Annotated in this window: 11 protein-coding genes and 1 tRNA gene; 10 read left to right on the top strand and 2 right to left on the bottom strand. The window is 61.1% G+C overall.

Translation table 11 applies throughout. From position 1 onward, the window contains the following. Window positions 1-66: 66 nt before the first annotated feature. The 7 genes from C7I85_RS19600 (at window position 67) to C7I85_RS19630 (ending at window position 9,872) form a co-directional block, all read left to right on the top strand. A tRNA-Cys gene (locus C7I85_RS19600) sits at window positions 67-140 on the top strand. 87 nt (window positions 141-227) lie between these two features. Further along, on the top strand, window positions 228-902 hold the full coding sequence (locus C7I85_RS19605) for a protein-L-isoaspartate O-methyltransferase family protein (RefSeq protein ID WP_106725695.1): 675 nt from the start codon (window positions 228-230) through the stop codon (window positions 900-902). 175 nt (window positions 903-1,077) lie between these two features. After that, window positions 1,078-2,460: a TolC family outer membrane protein gene (locus tag C7I85_RS19610; protein WP_106725696.1), complete on the top strand. Its 1,383-nt coding sequence runs from the start codon at window positions 1,078-1,080 to the stop codon at window positions 2,458-2,460. A 222-nt stretch (window positions 2,461-2,682) separates the two neighbouring features. Beyond that, the gene (locus C7I85_RS19615) at window positions 2,683-3,405 is read left to right on the top strand and encodes a PopZ family protein (protein WP_106725697.1); all 723 of its coding nucleotides are present in this window, start codon (window positions 2,683-2,685) and stop codon (window positions 3,403-3,405) included. A gap of 641 nt (window positions 3,406-4,046) precedes the next feature. After that, a complete protein-coding gene (locus C7I85_RS19620) occupies window positions 4,047-6,830 on the top strand; it encodes a valine--tRNA ligase (RefSeq protein ID WP_106725698.1) in 2,784 nt (927 codons plus the stop codon). Window positions 6,831-7,194: 364 nt separating this feature from the next. Further along, window positions 7,195-8,499: an aromatic hydrocarbon degradation protein gene (locus tag C7I85_RS19625; protein WP_106725699.1), complete on the top strand. Its 1,305-nt coding sequence runs from the start codon at window positions 7,195-7,197 to the stop codon at window positions 8,497-8,499. 551 nt (window positions 8,500-9,050) lie between these two features. Beyond that, window positions 9,051-9,872, top strand: a complete 822-nt coding sequence (locus tag C7I85_RS19630) for a tetratricopeptide repeat protein (RefSeq protein ID WP_106725700.1) — start codon at window positions 9,051-9,053, stop codon at window positions 9,870-9,872. 111 nt (window positions 9,873-9,983) lie between these two features. On the opposite strand, the gene xth is transcribed toward C7I85_RS19630, so the two are convergent. After that, window positions 9,984-10,781, bottom strand: coding sequence for an exodeoxyribonuclease III (gene xth, locus C7I85_RS19635; protein ID WP_106725701.1), 798 nt, complete (start codon window positions 10,779-10,781; stop codon window positions 9,984-9,986). A gap of 130 nt (window positions 10,782-10,911) precedes the next feature. Here xth and C7I85_RS19640 point away from each other — a divergent pair, with 130 nt between their 5' ends. Further along, the gene (locus C7I85_RS19640) at window positions 10,912-12,396 is read left to right on the top strand and encodes a nucleobase:cation symporter-2 family protein (protein WP_106725702.1); all 1,485 of its coding nucleotides are present in this window, start codon (window positions 10,912-10,914) and stop codon (window positions 12,394-12,396) included. 73 nt (window positions 12,397-12,469) lie between these two features. On the opposite strand, the gene erpA is transcribed toward C7I85_RS19640, so the two are convergent. Continuing rightward, the gene (gene erpA, locus C7I85_RS19645) at window positions 12,470-12,820 is read right to left on the bottom strand and encodes an iron-sulfur cluster insertion protein ErpA (RefSeq protein WP_106725703.1); all 351 of its coding nucleotides are present in this window, start codon (window positions 12,818-12,820) and stop codon (window positions 12,470-12,472) included. Between the two features lie 76 nt (window positions 12,821-12,896). Here erpA and C7I85_RS19650 point away from each other — a divergent pair, with 76 nt between their 5' ends. Further along, window positions 12,897-14,111: a deoxyguanosinetriphosphate triphosphohydrolase gene (locus tag C7I85_RS19650; protein ID WP_106725704.1), complete on the top strand. Its 1,215-nt coding sequence runs from the start codon at window positions 12,897-12,899 to the stop codon at window positions 14,109-14,111. Between the two features lie 50 nt (window positions 14,112-14,161). Further along, complete coding sequence (gene argS / locus C7I85_RS19655; protein ID WP_106725705.1) at window positions 14,162-15,919, top strand: arginine--tRNA ligase; 1,758 nt, start codon at window positions 14,162-14,164, stop codon at window positions 15,917-15,919. Window positions 15,920-15,944: the final 25 nt, after the last annotated feature.

A 15,944-nucleotide genomic window follows, 5' to 3' on the forward strand; every position in this document is an offset into this window, starting at 1 on the left:
TCTTGACAGCTTGACGCAAAAAATCTGGCAACCTATTGAACCCCCGTAGAACGCCGGCAGCGGCGAGGCCTCGTGGCGGAGTGGTTACGCAGAGGACTGCAAATCCTTGCACCCCGGTTCGATTCCGGGCGAGGCCTCCAATCTGCCGCATCTGGTCCTAAAATGGACCGACTGTTCTACCCGGTAAGAAATGCGCAGTGCTGGCGCCGAGACGGGTTGTTTTGGGTATGAATACTGACTTTTCCGAACAGCGCGTGAAAATGGTTGATGGCCAGGTCCGTACCACCGACGTGACGGATCCGGGCGTGCTCGAAGCCATGCTTACGGTGCCGCGCGAAGCATTCGTTCCCGTCAAGCGTCAGGCGCTCGCCTATATCGACGAGCACATCGAAATTGCGCCGGCTGAGGCCGGCAAGCCTGCGCGCTACCTCATGCAGGCGTCGCCCTTTGCCAAGCTCGTGCAGCTTGCCGATGTGCGCCCGACCGATTTCGTGCTCGATATCGGTTGCGGCACCGGCTATTCGGCTGCGGTCCTGTCCAGGCTGGCAAGCTCAGTCGTTGCGCTGGAAAGCGATGCAGGGCTCGCCGACGCTGCCACCTCGACCCTTTCGAGCCTCGGCTATGACAATGTCGCAGTGGTGCAGGGGCCTTTGCAGGCCGGCTACGCGGCCGAAGCTCCCTATGATGTGATTTTCCTCGACGGATCGGTTGAAGAACTGCCTAAGTCGTTGTTTGATCAGCTCAAGGAAGGCGGCCGACTCGTCGCCGTCGAGGGGCAGGGCAATGCAGGCGTTGCACGTCTCTTTTTAAAGACTACTGGTGTTGTCACCGGCCGCAGGGCATTTAATGCGGCAATTAGGCCACTGCCGGGATTTGAACGCGCTGGCGCTTTCGAATTCTAAGCAGGAAAGTCTTGCGGCTGTCCTGCTGCCGTGGTGGCCTTATGGTGAACCATTGCTGAATACTCGTGCCTGAGTCGGGTTTGGGGGTCAGCAGGGGGCATTCAAGGATCGATCGAGGTGGGCGTTTGTCTGCTCGGCCGTTTTTGCTCCCACTGAAACGGATGAGGGACAAGTCGTGTTGTTTTTGCGCAAAGGCATTCTAGCTGCCGTCTTTTTCTCTGCCACCGCGCTCTCCACGGTGCCGAGCTTCGCTGAGACCATCACCGGAGCCATGGCGAAGGCCTATCAGTACAATTCGTCATTGAATTCAGGCCGGGCCGGCGTGCGGGTGACCGACGAGGGCGTGGCGATCGCCAAGTCCGGCTATCGCCCAACCATTCTCGGCGTCGGCAATATCAACTATACCTCGACGCTAAACGCACGGCAGACCAGCGCTAGCTTCGGCGTGCAGATCAACCAGACGCTGTTCGACGGTTTCCAGACCAAGAACAACGTCGCGGGCGCCAGGTCGCAGGTCTACGCAGCCGACGAAAATCTGCGCAACACCGAGATGAACACCCTGTTCAACGCAGTCAGCGCCTATATGGACGTGATCCGCGACAGGCAGATCGCCATTCTGACCGAGCGCAATCTCGAGTTCCTCGATGAGCAGGTGCGTGCTTCCCAATCGCGACTGGATGTCGGCGAAGGCACCCGCACCGATGTCGCTCAGGCGGAATCCGCTCGTTCGACGGCCATCTCCCAGCTGGCGGCCGCACGTTCCCAGGCTGAGATCAGTGAGGCCACCTATTTCCAGGTCGTCGGCGAGAAGGCTGGCAAGCTGAGCCCGGCGGCACCGATCTCGAAGATGCTGCCGAAGAGCCTGGAACAGTCCTATGGGCTGGCCGCCAACCAGCATCCGGCAATCCTTTCGACGCAGCATTTGGTCGATGCAGCCGGATTCGCGGTGAAGTCGTCGGAAGGCGCAAAGCTGCCCCAGTTGACGGGATCGGCATCCGCGTCACGCAATTTCTTCGAAAGTAGCGGTATTCAGGCCGATGGGTTGCCGGGTGTCAGCCGAAACACGTACAACAACGCGAGCGTCGGCGCCACGCTGACCATCCCGATCTATCAGGCTGGTCGTGACGATGCAGTCATACGCCAGAACAAGGAATCGCTCGGGCAGGCTCGCATCGAGGTCGACGTCATTCGCGATCAGGTGCATCAGGCCGTAGCCGCCGCATGGGCATCCTACGCTTCCGCAAAGCAGGGCGTTGTTTCCAACCGCACGGCCGTCTCCGCCGCTCAGCTCGCGTTGAACGGCGTCGTCGAAGAACGCAATGTCGGCCAGCGCACCACGCTCGACGTGCTCATCCAGCAGAGCAATGTCATCAGTGCCCAGATCAGCCTCGCCACTTCCGAGGCGCAGCTCGTGGTTGCCAGCTATGGCATCTTGCAGGCGACGGGCCAGCTCTATGCGGGCCGGCTGGGCCTGAATGTCGCCGAGTACAAGCCGGAAGAGCACTACAACGCCGTCAAGGACAAGTGGTTCGGCTTGCGTACGCCGGATGGCCGCTGACATTGCTTAGTCGGCCAATGCCGAATCGGATCAAGGAGGCGCCGGCAACGGCGCCTCCTTTTTCATTCACGAAATGGTTTCTAATCTGTTGAAATCGCAAGCGCCCCGACTTTGGGGATTCTCGGCGTCCAATCTGCGCGTTACGCTAAAGCATTGATTCGAACCCCTTCGGGCGATGCCGAAGCGGTCGCTGATTTGGGGCACAGGGCGGCGGACGTGACTATGGCACAGGCAAACAGCGTGCAGCGCGAACCTTCGATGGAAGAGATCCTGGCTTCCATCCGCAGGATCATCGAAGACAGCGATGGCATCCGCAAAGGCCCTGAAGACATGACGGGCCGGGTCGATGTCCGCGACGAGCCATTGGACAATGCCGTCATCGAGGTAGACGCCTTCCGGGCTGAGCTGCGGGCCGCGCGTGCGCCGGAAGTCGAACCCAGCCCGACGCTTGCCGACGTGCAGGCCAGAATCGCCGCCGAGGAGGCAATTGCACCTCAAAGCCTTTCGGCGGCTTTCGAGCCGGAGATGCCTATCGTGCAGGACGAGCCTGTCGAGGCGCCGGCGCCCGTCGTGGCGGAGTGGAATGTCGCCGCCGAACCTTTGTCGGAACCGGAAGCGAGCTTCGATACTGAGTTCGAAGCTGCGTTCCAGGAGCTTCCGGTTGAGCAGACGGTGGAAGAAAAGGCCTCACTGCCCGAATCCATTGCGGTAGCGCCGCGTGAAATCGGAAAGTCGACCATCATTTCCGAGCACACTGGCCGCCAGGTTGCCGCCGCTTTCGGTGAACTGTCCGAGGCATTTGCCGCCCGCAGCCGTAAGACCTTCGACGAAATGGCTGAGCAGATGCTGCGGCCGATGCTGCAGGACTGGCTGGACAACAATTTGCCGACGCTGGTCGAACGGCTGGTCCGCGAAGAGATCGAGCGGGTCGCACGCAGCGGCTGAATAGCCATCCAGGCAACGCATGTTAGATACGCATAGAACCCGGCCTCGCGCCGGGTTTTTCGTGCGTCGCGGACACAGCCGCACGCGATCGGAAGCGCGGTATGTGAATGAATTTGCCACATCGCCGGTTCTAACCCGTTGAGAATATTGGCTTTGAAAGAAAATCGCTGCTCTTTCATCCCCCATCTTTTCGCCTCGCAGATAATTGGCGCCATCGGCCTCACCGGGAACACGGGTCATGAACCGGATGAGCGTGGAGGGCGACGATGTCCGGGCTGGTGGTGCTACGGTCGCACTGCTGGGTGATGAACCCCCAAGTCCGGGCCCAGGGTGTGGCTGGCCGCGCGAATGCGGAGGCGAACAAACCCAGGCAAGAGCATCGAACGGGCGGTCGAAGGGCCGCAGATATTACTTAGATGAGCGTGTCTGGCGACCGCCCGTCTTCCCAGTTCCCTCATCCTGAGCCTGTCGAAGGAAAGGGAGCGCTCTTTGAAATGGCCAGACGGGAAACCGGGCGTGGCGATGATGACGTGCGCGACTTTGCACCCCCAGGCAACCAACAGCGGCCGCTGCTGTTGACTCGACAAAAGCGTTCCGATTTACACCGGGTGACCAATTCCGCACGAACGGATCGATTTCCCATGCTTGAGAAGACTTACGACGCAAAGACCGTCGAACCCAAGATTGCCCTTACCTGGGAGGAGGCCAATGCCTTTCGGGCCGGCGCGGGCTCGCAGCCGGGCGCTGAGGCCTTCTCGATCGTAATTCCGCCGCCGAATGTTACCGGCTCGCTCCACATGGGCCATGCGCTCAACAACACGCTGCAGGACATTCTTGTTCGCTTCGAGCGCATGCGCGGCAAGAACGTGCTCTGGCAGCCCGGCATGGACCATGCTGGCATCGCGACCCAGATGGTGGTCGAGCGCCGGCTCATGGAAAAGCAGATCCATCGCCGCGATCTCACCCGCGAGGAATTCGTGGAGAAGGTCTGGGAGTGGAAGGACGAGTCCGGCGGTGCGATCTTCAACCAGCTGAAGCGCCTCGGCGCCTCCTGCGACTGGTCGCGTGAGCGCTTCACCATGGACGAGGGCCTGTCCAAGGCCGTGCTCGAGGTCTTCGTCACGCTCTACAAGCAAGGCCTGATCTACAAGGACAAGCGCCTTGTGAACTGGGACCCGAAGCTTCTGACCGCCATTTCGGACCTGGAGGTTGAGCAACTGGAGGTCAACGGCAATCTCTGGCACTTCCGCTATCCGATCGAGGGCATCGTCTTCGATCCGGAAGATCCCGCGACCTACATCACCGTCGCCACCACCCGGCCGGAGACGATGCTGGGCGACACGGGCGTGGCCGTCCATCCGGAAGATGAGCGCTACAAGCATCTCATTGGCAAGAACGTCATCCTGCCCATCGTCGGCCGCAGGATTCCCATCGTCCCCGACGAATATTCCGATCCTGAGAAGGGCACCGGAGCGGTCAAGATCACGCCCGCGCACGACTTCAACGACTTCGAGGTCGGCAAGCGCCACAAGCTGCGCGCGATCAACATCATGACCACTGAGGCGACCATAAGCCTCAAGGATAACGAGGACTTCCTTGAAGGCCTTGAAGTCACGCCGGCCCGCCAGGAGCTGTGGAACCAGCTGAATGGCATGGACCGCTTCGAGGCGCGCAAGCTGATCGTGAAGATCATGGAAGAGGGCGGCCTCCTTGCTGCGATCGAGCCGCACCGCCACACCGTGCCGCACGGCGATCGCGGCGGTGTGCCGATCGAGCCGTTCCTGACCGACCAGTGGTACGTCAACGCAGCCGAACTGGCCAAGCCGGCCATCGCTTCGGTGCGCGAGGGCCGCACCAACTTCGTGCCGAAGAACTGGGAAAAGACCTATTTCGAGTGGATGGAGAACATCCAGCCCTGGACGATTTCGCGCCAGCTCTGGTGGGGGCACCAGATCCCGGCATGGTATGGCCCGGACGGCCACATCTTTGTTGAAAAGAGCGAAGAGGAGGCGCTGGACGCCGCCGTCGAATATTATCTGGCGCTTGAGGGGCCCTGGAAGGCCTGGGTCGAGGACAAGCTCGAGAACTTCAAGCCGGACGAGATTCTGACCCGCGACGAGGACGTGCTCGACACCTGGTTCTCGTCGGCGCTGTGGCCTTTCTCCACGCTGGGCTGGCCCGACAAGACGCCCGAACTCGAAACCTACTACCAGACCGACGTCCTGGTGACTGGCTTCGACATCATCTTCTTCTGGGTTGCCCGCATGATGATGATGGGCCTGCATTTCATGCATGAGGAGCCGTTCCACACGGTCTACGTGCATGCGCTGGTCCGCGACAAGAACGGCGCCAAGATGTCGAAGTCCAAGGGCAACGTCATCGACCCGCTGGAGTTGATCGACGAATACGGTGCCGATGCGCTGCGTTTCACGTTGTCGATCATGGCGGCACAGGGCCGCGACGTGAAGCTCGACCCGGCCCGCGTTGCCGGCTATCGCAACTTTGGCACCAAGCTGTGGAATGCGACGCGCTTTGCCGAGATGAACGGCGTTGCGCGCAATGACGAGTTCTGGCTGCAGGATGCCAAGCTCACCGTCAATCGCTGGATCCTCACCGAGCTTGCGCGCGCCACGCGCGAGATCACCGACGGCATCACCTCCTACCGCTTCAACGAGGCGTCGGGTGCGGCCTACAAGTTCGTCTGGAACCTGTTCTGCGACTGGTATCTCGAGCTTCTGAAGCCGGTCTTCATGGGCGAGGACGAAGAGGCCAAGGTCGAGAGCCGCGCGGTCGCGGCTTTCGTGCTCGACGAGATCTACAAGCTCCTCCATCCCTTCATGCCCTTCATGACCGAGGAGCTTTGGGCGCATACGGCCGGCGAAGGGCAGGAGCGCACGTCGCTTCTGTGCCTTGCCACGTGGCCGGAGCCGTCATTCGACGATCCGGAGGCGGCTGCCGAGATCAATTGGCTGGTCGACCTCGTGTCCGGCATCCGTTCGGTTCGTTCGGAAATGAACGTGCCGCCGTCCGCCATGGCGCCGCTGGTCGTGGTTGGTGCCAACGAACTGACAAAGGCAAGGCTTGAGCGCCACGATTCGGCGATCAAACGGCTGTCTCGTGTCGAGGAAATCAGCCTTGCGAACGCGGCGCCGAAGGGCTCCGCGCAGATCGTGATCGGCGAGGCGACTGCCTGCCTGCCGCTCGGCAGCCTCATCGACCTGACGGCCGAAGCTGCGCGTCTGCAGAAGGAACTGGCCAAGGTGACCGAGGAGGTCGCGCGCATCCATAAGAAGCTCTCGAACGAGAAGTTCGTTGCCAATGCCGCGCCCGAAGTCGTGGCCGGCGAGCGCGAAAAACTGGTCGAGTTCCAGGAGACGCAGGAGAAGCTGAACCACGCGCTCGCGCGGGTTCGCGAGGCTGGGTGAGACGCTCGGCGACGCCTGATTCCAGATGCCGCCGAGGGCGGCATCTGCCTCTGAAATGGGCGTGACCTTACGTCAGGCCAGTCGTTCAGAGGCAAATTCCGCCGTATTGTTGCCATAATGTAACAAGGGGCCCGAAGCCCGGCTAAAATGCCGGATTTCGGGCCTTTTTCGTCTCGGGTCGCGAAAAAATCCGGCCATTTTTGTTCAAATTCGGGCGAATTTGGGTGTTTTGACCGGGGCTGGAAAACGGCTCTGCGCCCGTCGGGCCGGGCCCGAGTTGCCTTATCCCAAAAAGGTAGTTGCACCCACCGAAAGAAGTAGTTCTAGCTTCAACTACGTACTTTGTATGGGGGAGGGAAACTTCATGAATGCAGCGCTTTTGAGGACGGTCTTCGGTGCCGGCTGCCTATCGCTCGCAATCGTCGGCTCGGCCAGCGCTGGCGGCTTTGCACGTGGCACGGCGGACACAGACATTCTTTTCGAGGATGGCAATTTCGCCATGCGCGCGGGCGTCACCTATGTGAGCCCGAGGCGGAAGTACAGCTCATTCGACGCGGCGCCGGGGCTTGTGGGGACGAGCTATACCGACGACTACGTCATCCCGTCGGCAGCGGTCAAAATCAACCTTACCAACGATTTCCGCTGCGCCGGTACGCTGGTGGACAACAATGGCGGCTCCGCCTCCTATGCCGTCCCGAAGCCGAGTGGCAAGCTGGCAGAAGATTTTGACACGAATGAAAAGGCGCTGACCTGCGGTATGAGGTTCCAGGCAGGGCCGGGATACATGTGGGTGCTCGGCGGCGGGTTCGTGGAGGATTTCAACTATAGCCGCGTCAATGAGTACGCTATTGGCCCCATCACACTTCCTCATGCAAATCTTCAGCTGCAAGGGCAGCAGTATGGCTATCGCCTGGGGTTGGCCTACGAGATTCCTGAAATCGCCCTGCGCGGTCAGGTTCTGTATCGGTCGGGAACGAGCTACGGTGCTGGCGGCCGGTTGACGATACCAACGGCGGCCGTGGATGGCGCCGAGGCCAAGTATTACGAGGCGCTGTATCTAAAGGCTGTTGCGGAGAACAACGGTGCGAATCAAGCCCTCTACGGTGGGCTCGCAATGCAAAAGAAACAGGATGCTATCGCTGCCGCTGCCGCAGGCACCATGACCGACTTTGATGCGACCGGAACGGGCAATCTTCCGCAAACTGTCGAGGTCAAGCTGCAAAGCGGTATTGCACCTGGTTGGCTCGCATTCGGTTCTGTGAAATGGGCAGATTGGAGTGTCCAGAAAGAGCTTCTGGTCGAGACGGCAAATCCTCTGATCGGTAGCGCCGATATATACAATTGGAAGGACGGCTGGACTGTCACTGGCGGTATTGGCCACGCCTTCAATGAAAACGTTTCGGGCGCGCTCAGCTTGACATGGGATCGCGGCGTCGCGACCGGTTGGGATCTTTCGAGCGATACTTATACGCTCGCGGCGGGCGGTGTGTTGAAGGATAAGTTCGGTGGCGAACTGCGCGCCGGCGTAGGTGTTTCCTATCTGACCAGTGCTAGGGAAACTCAATATCTTAATGCGGACGTCCCTGGTAACCCGCACAGCGGATTCAACAGTGCCGTCGACGCCGGCTGGGCCTTCGCGGTCAACCTTGGTTACAAGGTCGCCTGGTAACCGATTTGAAATGCTGATTGCAAAAGCCGGGCGCTGCCCGGCTTTTTTGCGCGTGGCGCAGCCGGTTTGTTAACGCGCGGGGCGCAGCATGGCCCCACGTCTTCCCGAGCGCGGATGTCTGCCTGTCGAAGATCGCCTGCAAGTTTGTGGTGTTTCGGCAACAGTCCCTGCGGAAGGAATGCGCTACAACGAATACGGGTAAATTCGCCGCGTTCCCGCCATAAACCCGGAGCACCCCCAAAGGGTCTTCGGACAGACCTAAAGACCGAGACGAGAGCAACGGCTTTTCGCCAACAGGAAAGAGATGGACGCCAAGGTGACAAGGAAAGCGAAACGTCGCGACGGAGCCGCAAGAGCGGCAACGCTGCTGCTTCGCCTCCGCCTCTATGCCATCCCCCATTTGGCTGAGGAACTCTTCGCCGGGTCAGGGCGTTGGAGGGCTCGGCGAACTGGTCGGCGCTTCGGCGCGGCCTGGAAACATGCACTAACCGCCGGGTCCGCTCGGCATTGGGCCGTCGCGCATTTTGGCGGCACGAAAGAAATACACTGCTATGCAGATATTTGACGTCGTGAGAACAACCCTGCTGTCGGCCGTCGTTGCCGCAGCCACCTTCGGCAGCGCCGGAGGGGCGATGGCGTTCGACGACAAGGTTTTCGACGACAATGGCGCAGTGAAGCCCAAGTCCAGCCCATGGGCCGTGTTCCAGTTCGGCTTCTCGGCCTACAAGAACGGCCACAAGGACCAGGCCGTGGAGGCCTATCGTTACGCCGCGGAGAACGGCCAGCTTGGCGCCACGTGGAAGCTTGCGCGCATGTATGCGGAAGGCGATGGCGTCGACCGCAACGATTTCGAGGCCTTCAAGTTCTATAGCGAGATCGTCGAGCAGGACGTTGAGCCCGGCAGCCCGGAAGAGAGCTACATCTCCGACGCGCTCTTCGCGCTCGGCAACTATCTGAAGAAGGGCATACCCGACAGCCCGATCAAGGCGAACAAGGTCGCCGCGCAGGAATATTACATGCGTGCCGCCGCCAACTACCGCAACCCGGATGCCCAGTTTGAAATGGGCAAGATGTTCCTCAAGGGGGACGGCGGCGTGAAGGCGAGTGTTCGCCAGGCTGGCCGCTGGTTCCAGCTTGCGGCCGAGAAGGGCCACGCCGGTGCGCAGGCCACGCTTGGCAATCTCCTGTTCCAGTCGGGCAAGGTCGTGCGCGGCTTGGCCATGATGACGGCCGCGCTTGAGCGCGCCGCCCCTGACGACCAGCCCTGGATTCGCAGCATGCAGGAAGAGGCCTTTGCGCTCGCCGGCGAAGCCGATCGCCGCACTGCCATCGCGCTTGCCGAAGATATCCTGACCAAGGGCGCCGCCCAGTAAGTAGGTAGCGGATCACAGCTGACGTGGCCACGCAGCAGGCCACGCGACCAAAATAATCCTACAAAACAGACTTTTAGCGCCGAATCCGGATTCTTTTTTGTAAGAACCGCGTCAAGCCTGGATCGGCTCGAGCACCAGCTCTGCGACAACCGGGACGTGATCCGAGGGTTTTTCCCAAGCTCTTACGTGCTTTTCAATCGATGCCGATGAGAACCGGTTGGTAGCTTCCGGTGACATCAGCAGGAAATCGATTCGGATGCCGTTGTTCTTCTGCCAGGCGCCGGCCTGGTAGTCCCAGAAGGTATAGATGTCCGGCGCGTCGGTGACGGCGCGGATAGCATCGGTGAAGCCGAGGTTCAGCAGGCGGCGGAAGCCACGCCGGCTTTCGGGCTGGAACAGCGCATCGCCGAGCCACGCATCGGGATTCCGCGCGTCGATCGGTTCGGGGATGACGTTGTAGTCGCCTGCGAGGATCAGCGGTTCCTCCAGAACGAGGCGCTCCTTCGCCCACTTTTCCAGCCGCGCCATCCACGACAGCTTGTAGGGGAATTTTTCGGTGTCGATCGGGTTGCCGTTGGGCAGGTAGAGCGAGACCACCCGCAATACGCCCTTGTCGGTCGAGAACACGCCCTCGATGAAGCGCGCCTGCTCGTCGCCGTCATCCCCGGGCAGGCCGCGATGGACCTCGTCGAATCGGATCTTAGACAGGATGGCGACGCCGTTGAAGCCTTTCTGGCCGTGCGTTTCCACATGGTAGCCGAGGGCCTCGATCTCGGCGCGCGGAAACTGGTCGTCGACCGACTTGATCTCCTGCAGGCAGACGATGTCGGGCGTGCTGTCCTTCAGCCAGACCAGCAGGTTGCCGAGGCGTGCCTTGACGCCATTGATGTTCCAGGTGACGATTTTCATGAAAACCGAGCGACTATTTCAAAGAATTGCTTGATAGTGGAATCCGGTAGGCGAGTCGATCCTGCAATATCCTTAGAGGGAAGGAAACCCGGTCGAAGAACCGGGTGGCAGAAGAATGGGAGCCTAAGCCATGCCTTCAACCACGCATCCCGTGGACGAGGTGCTTCCTGCACCCCGTCTTGCTGCGCTTGGCATCCAGCACGTGCTGGTCATGTATGCCGGCGCCATAGCAGTCCCGCTTATCGTCGGTCGCGCATTGAAACTGGAGCCGGAACAAGTCGCGTTCCTGATTTCGGCCGACCTCTTCGTTTGCGGCATCGTCACCATCATCCAGTCGCTGGGCGCCACGCAATGGTTCGGCATAAAGCTGCCGGTCATGATGGGCGTGACCTTCGCGGCCGTCGGGCCGATGGTGGCCATGGCCAATGCCAATCCGGGCCATGACGGCGCGCGGATGATATTCGGCGCCATCATCGGGGCAGGCTTCGTGGCCATGCTGATCGCGCCGCTGATGGGGCGCCTGCTGCGCTTTTTCCCGCCGGTCGTCACCGGCAGCATCATTCTGGTGATCGGCGTTTCGCTGATGAAAGTCGGCGTGAGCTGGATTTTCGGCAATCCCGTGGGGCCGACCGCGCCTCGCCTGGTTGCGCCCGAACATGCCGAGTGGCTGAAGACTGTCAGCGCGCTCGCCGGCGTCGAAGGCTCCGGCGTGCCGGCGCTGCCCGACAAGCTGTCATTGGCGGCAACCGCACCCAATGTCGCCTATGCGCCGCTGTCGCATGTCGCGATCTCGGCCATCGTGCTTGTTTCCATCCTGTTCATCGCCAGGTTCGGCAGGGGCTTTGTGTCCAATATCGCGGTGCTGCTTGGCATCGTCATCGGTGCGGTCATCACCGGCGCGCTTGGGATGATGCATTTCGACAAGGTCGGCAATGCCGGCTGGTTCGCCCTTGTTACGCCGCTGCATTTCGGAATGCCGATCTTCGACCCGATCCTGATCGCGACCATGTCACTGGTGATGGTCGTGGTGCTGATCGAGTCGACCGGCATGTTCCTCGCGCTTGGCGAAATGACCGGCAAGCGGCTCACGCAGCCCATGCTTTCGGCGGGCCTGCGCACGGACGGCCTTGGCACCATCATCGGCGGCCTGTTCAACACGTTTCCCTACACGAGCTTCTCGCAGAATGTCGGGCTGGTGGGCGTGACAGGCGTGCGCAGCCGCTTCGTCTGCGTTGCGGGCGGCGTGATCCTGATCGTGTTCGGCTTGATCCCCAAGATGGGAGCTCTGGTCGAGGCGCTGCCTACATTCGTTCTGGGCGGGGCAGGGCTGGTGATGTTCGGCATGGTCGCGGCGACGGGAGTGCGCATCCTGTCGGCGGTCGACTTCAAATCGAGCCGCAACAATCTTTTCATCGTTGCCGTCTCGCTCGGATTGGGCATGATCCCGTTGATCGCGCCCGATTTCGAGATGTGGATGCCGAATGTCATCCACCCGCTGATCGAGTCCGGCATCCTGCTCGCGTCGATCTCGGCCGTGCTGCTCAACTGGTATTTCAACGGCGCGGTCGGCGAAGCAGGCGATCTGCGCGATGCGGCGATGTCGACCGAAGCCTGAGCAGAAAACACTGATCAAGAAAAAAGGCCGCGTCTGCGGCCTTTTGTTTGTCTGCGTGGCGATTTTGTCCGGTTCAGATGGAAAAGCTGGTGCCACAACCGCAGGAGGCGACCGCGTTCGGGTTCCGGATCTGGAAGGACTGGCCCATCAAATCGTCGACGAAGTCGATGACCGATCCGCCCATGTAAACCAGGGAAAGGTCGTCAACAAGCACGATCGCGCCGTCCTTTTCGATCGCGACATCGTCGTCGTTGCGGTCGGAAACGAGATCGAACTTGTAGGAAAAGCCCGAGCAGCCGCCGCCTTCGACGGATATGCGCAGTGCGATCTTGCCGGGCTCTGCGGCAACGATTTTTGCGATCCGCTTTGCCGCGGAATCGGAAAGTTCTACATTCTTCATGATGGTCTTGGCGTCAGCGCCCATCGGCGTCACCTTGCTTTCGCGTTGTCACCATAGGTATGAAGCGCAACAGGGCAAGTCAACAGCGGTGGCACCGGACATGGCGAACGAGCTTGGCGATATCGGCTTCGGCTACCGGCCGCGCGCGCCCTATGCCTGCGATCCGGCGCGTTCGCGCGGGCGGCTTTTCGCAGAAGTCGAGAGTCCTACCCGAACGCCCTTCCAGCGCGATCGCGACCGTATCATTCACTCGACCGCCTTCCGCAGGCTCAAGCATAAGACGCAGGTGTTCATCGCCCACGAGGGCGATCATTATCGTACGCGGCTGACCCATACGATAGAAGTCGCCCAGATCGCACGGGCCCTGGCGCGCGCGCTGCGCTGCGACGAAGATCTCGCGGAGGCGGTAGCGCTGGTGCACGATTTCGGCCATACGCCGTTCGGCCATACCGGCGAGGACGCGCTGAACGAAAAGATGGAGGCCTGGGGCGGCTTCGACCACAACGCGCAATCGCTGCGCATCGTCACGCGACTCGAGCGCCGCTATGCCGAGTTCGACGGCCTCAACCTGAGCTGGGAAACCCTTGAAGGTCTGGTCAAGCACAACGGTCCGCTGACCGATGCTGCCGGCAACGGCTTAAAGGGCGCGGTTCCGCAGGCGATTCTCGACTACAGCCAGATCTACGATCTCGAGCTCGACAAGTTCGCCAGCCTCGAGGCGCAGTGCGCGGCAATCGCCGACGACATTGCCTACAACACCCATGACATTGACGACGGCCTGCGCGCCGGCCTTCTGACGCTCGAGATGCTTGAGGACGCAGCTCTGCCGGAATCGATCCTCAAGGCGGTGCGCGAGAGCTATCCTTCGCTCGACGAGCCCCGCATCTGCCATGAGCTGATGCGCCGGCAGATCACGATCCTGGTCGAGGATGTCATCCGCACCGCAACAGTGCGGCTGGCGGCATTGAAGCCGGAAAGTGTCGCCGACATCCATGACGCCAAGGCGGCCATCGCCACATTTTCGGACGAGATGATTCCCGTCGAAAAGCAGCTCAAGGCGTTCCTTTACAAGAATATCTATCGCCACGAAGAGGTGATGCGGGTGCGACGTGGCGCCGACCAGATTGTGCGCGAGCTCTTTGACGCCTATTTTGCAGATCCGCGCGCCATGCCGGAAGGCTGGCGCGAAGGCCTCGATAGGGCCGAAGACCGCATCAAGGCGCGCCATGTCGCCGATTTCCTGGCGGGCATGACCGACACCTACGCGATCAAGGAACACCGTCGTTTGTTTGACCGAACGCCGGATTTGAGTTAGGCGAAACCGTTTCCCAGCTTACGAAGCTGAATTTTTCCAGAGCAGGCACCATGAACATCTTCGCCGATTTCAACGAGCGGATCATCAAGGTCGTTGAAGGCCTCGACCTGAAGGACAAGGACGGCGGCGTCGTCGACCTCACGCGCATCGCCGTCGAGCCGCCGCGAGATGCCTCCCATGGCGACCTGGCGACCAATGCCGCGATGGTGCTGGCCAAGCCCACCGGGCAGAACCCGCGCGCTCTCGCAGAGAAGATCGCCGAGGCGCTGCGGCAGGATAAGGACGTTGCCGCCGTCGATGTTGCCGGCCCCGGCTTCGTCAATCTGCGGCTCACCGATGGCTTCTGGCAGTCGCATCTGCAGGGCGTGCTCAAGCTGGGCGCCGACTACGGCCGCTCCAAGGCCGGCAAGGGCACCAAGGTCAATGTCGAGTATGTCTCGGCCAACCCGACCGGGCCCATGCATGTCGGCCACTGCCGCGGTGCGGTGGTAGGCGACACGCTCGCCAACCTGCTGGGCTTTGCCGGCTACGACGTGACCAAGGAATATTACATCAACGACGCCGGCGCGCAGATCGACGTGCTGGCGCGCTCGGCCATGCTGCGCTACCGCGAGGCGCTGGGCGAGGACATTGGCGAGATTCCGCCTGGCCTTTACCCGGGCGATTATCTGGTGCCGGTCGGCCAGGCGCTGGTCAAGGAGTTCGGCGATGGCCTGCTGCGCAAGCCTGAGGCCGAGGCAATCGCCATCATCAAGGAGCGGACCATCGAGGCCATGATGGTCATGATCCGTGAGGATCTGGCACTGCTCAACGTCCATCACGAAGTGTTCTTCTCCGAGCGCACGCTGCACGCCAACGACGCGGCCGCGATCCGTTCGGCGATCACCGACCTGACGCTCAAGGGCCACGTCTACAAGGGCAAGCTGCCGCCGCCGAAGGGCCAGAAGCCGGAAGATTGGGAAGATCGCGAGCAGACGCTGTTCCGCTCCACCGATGTCGGTGACGACATCGACCGGCCGCTGGTCAAGTCGGATGGCAGCTTCACCTATTTCGCCGCCGACGTTGCCTATCTCAAGGACAAGCTGCAGCGCGGCTTCAACGAGACGATCTTCATCCTGGGCGCCGACCACGGCGGCTACGTCAAGCGCATGGAAGCGCTGGCGAAGGCCGTTTCCGGCGGCTCGATGAAGCTGACGGTTCTGCTGTGCCAACTCGTCAAGCTCTACCGCGCCGGCGAGCCGGTGCGCATGTCCAAGCGTTCGGGCGATTTCATCACGCTGCGCGACGTGGTCGAGGAAGTTGGCCGCGACCCGATCCGCTTCATGATGCTCTACCGCAAGAACGATGCGCCGCTCGATTTCGACTTCGCCAAGGTTACCGAGCAGTCGAAGGACAATCCGGTGTTCTACGTGCAGTATGCTTCGGCACGTTGCCACTCGGTGTTCCGGCAGGCTGCCGAACAACTGGGCGAGGCGACCTTCGATCGCGCATCGCTTGCCGCAAATGCCGCACTTCTCACCGATGAGAGCGAGATCGGCCTGATCCGGAAGCTGGCAGAATATCCGCGTCTGATCGAGTCGGCTGCGCAGGCGCAGGAGCCGCATAGACTGGCGTTTTACCTGTATGACCTAGCGTCGACCTTCCACGGACACTGGAATCGTGGCACGGACAACCAGGACTTACGTTTTGTTAAGGTTAACGACCGAGAATTGACGCATGCCAGACTTGGGCTGGTGCAGGCTGTATCCGACGTCTTGACGTCTGGCCTGGCGTTGATCGGAGCGGAAGCGCCCGCCGAGATGCGCTAGGCCGCTGGGGAAACCTGTCAACTTT

Source organism: Pseudaminobacter soli (ex Li et al. 2025), assembly GCF_003012705.1.
In the GTDB taxonomy this organism is placed as follows: domain Bacteria; phylum Pseudomonadota; class Alphaproteobacteria; order Rhizobiales; family Rhizobiaceae; genus Pseudaminobacter; species Pseudaminobacter soli.

What these genes read in the sequence shown, in the direction of transcription:
- C7I85_RS19625 (WP_106725699.1), top strand. Translation starts at nt 7,195, where the DNA reads ATGAATGCAGCGCTTTTGAGGACGGTCTTCGGTGCCGGCTGCCTATCG.
- C7I85_RS19650 (WP_106725704.1), top strand. Translation starts at nt 12,897, where the DNA reads ATGGCGAACGAGCTTGGCGATATCGGCTTCGGCTACCGGCCGCGCGCG.
- C7I85_RS19615 (WP_106725697.1), top strand. Translation starts at nt 2,683, where the DNA reads ATGGCACAGGCAAACAGCGTGCAGCGCGAACCTTCGATGGAAGAGATC.
- erpA (WP_106725703.1), bottom strand. Translation starts at nt 12,820, where the DNA reads ATGGGCGCTGACGCCAAGACCATCATGAAGAATGTAGAACTTTCCGAT.
- C7I85_RS19640 (WP_106725702.1), top strand. Translation starts at nt 10,912, where the DNA reads ATGCCTTCAACCACGCATCCCGTGGACGAGGTGCTTCCTGCACCCCGT.
- C7I85_RS19605 (WP_106725695.1), top strand. Translation starts at nt 228, where the DNA reads ATGAATACTGACTTTTCCGAACAGCGCGTGAAAATGGTTGATGGCCAG.
- C7I85_RS19620 (WP_106725698.1), top strand. Translation starts at nt 4,047, where the DNA reads ATGCTTGAGAAGACTTACGACGCAAAGACCGTCGAACCCAAGATTGCC.
- C7I85_RS19630 (WP_106725700.1), top strand. Translation starts at nt 9,051, where the DNA reads ATGCAGATATTTGACGTCGTGAGAACAACCCTGCTGTCGGCCGTCGTT.
- xth (WP_106725701.1), bottom strand. Translation starts at nt 10,781, where the DNA reads ATGAAAATCGTCACCTGGAACATCAATGGCGTCAAGGCACGCCTCGGC.
- argS (WP_106725705.1), top strand. Translation starts at nt 14,162, where the DNA reads ATGAACATCTTCGCCGATTTCAACGAGCGGATCATCAAGGTCGTTGAA.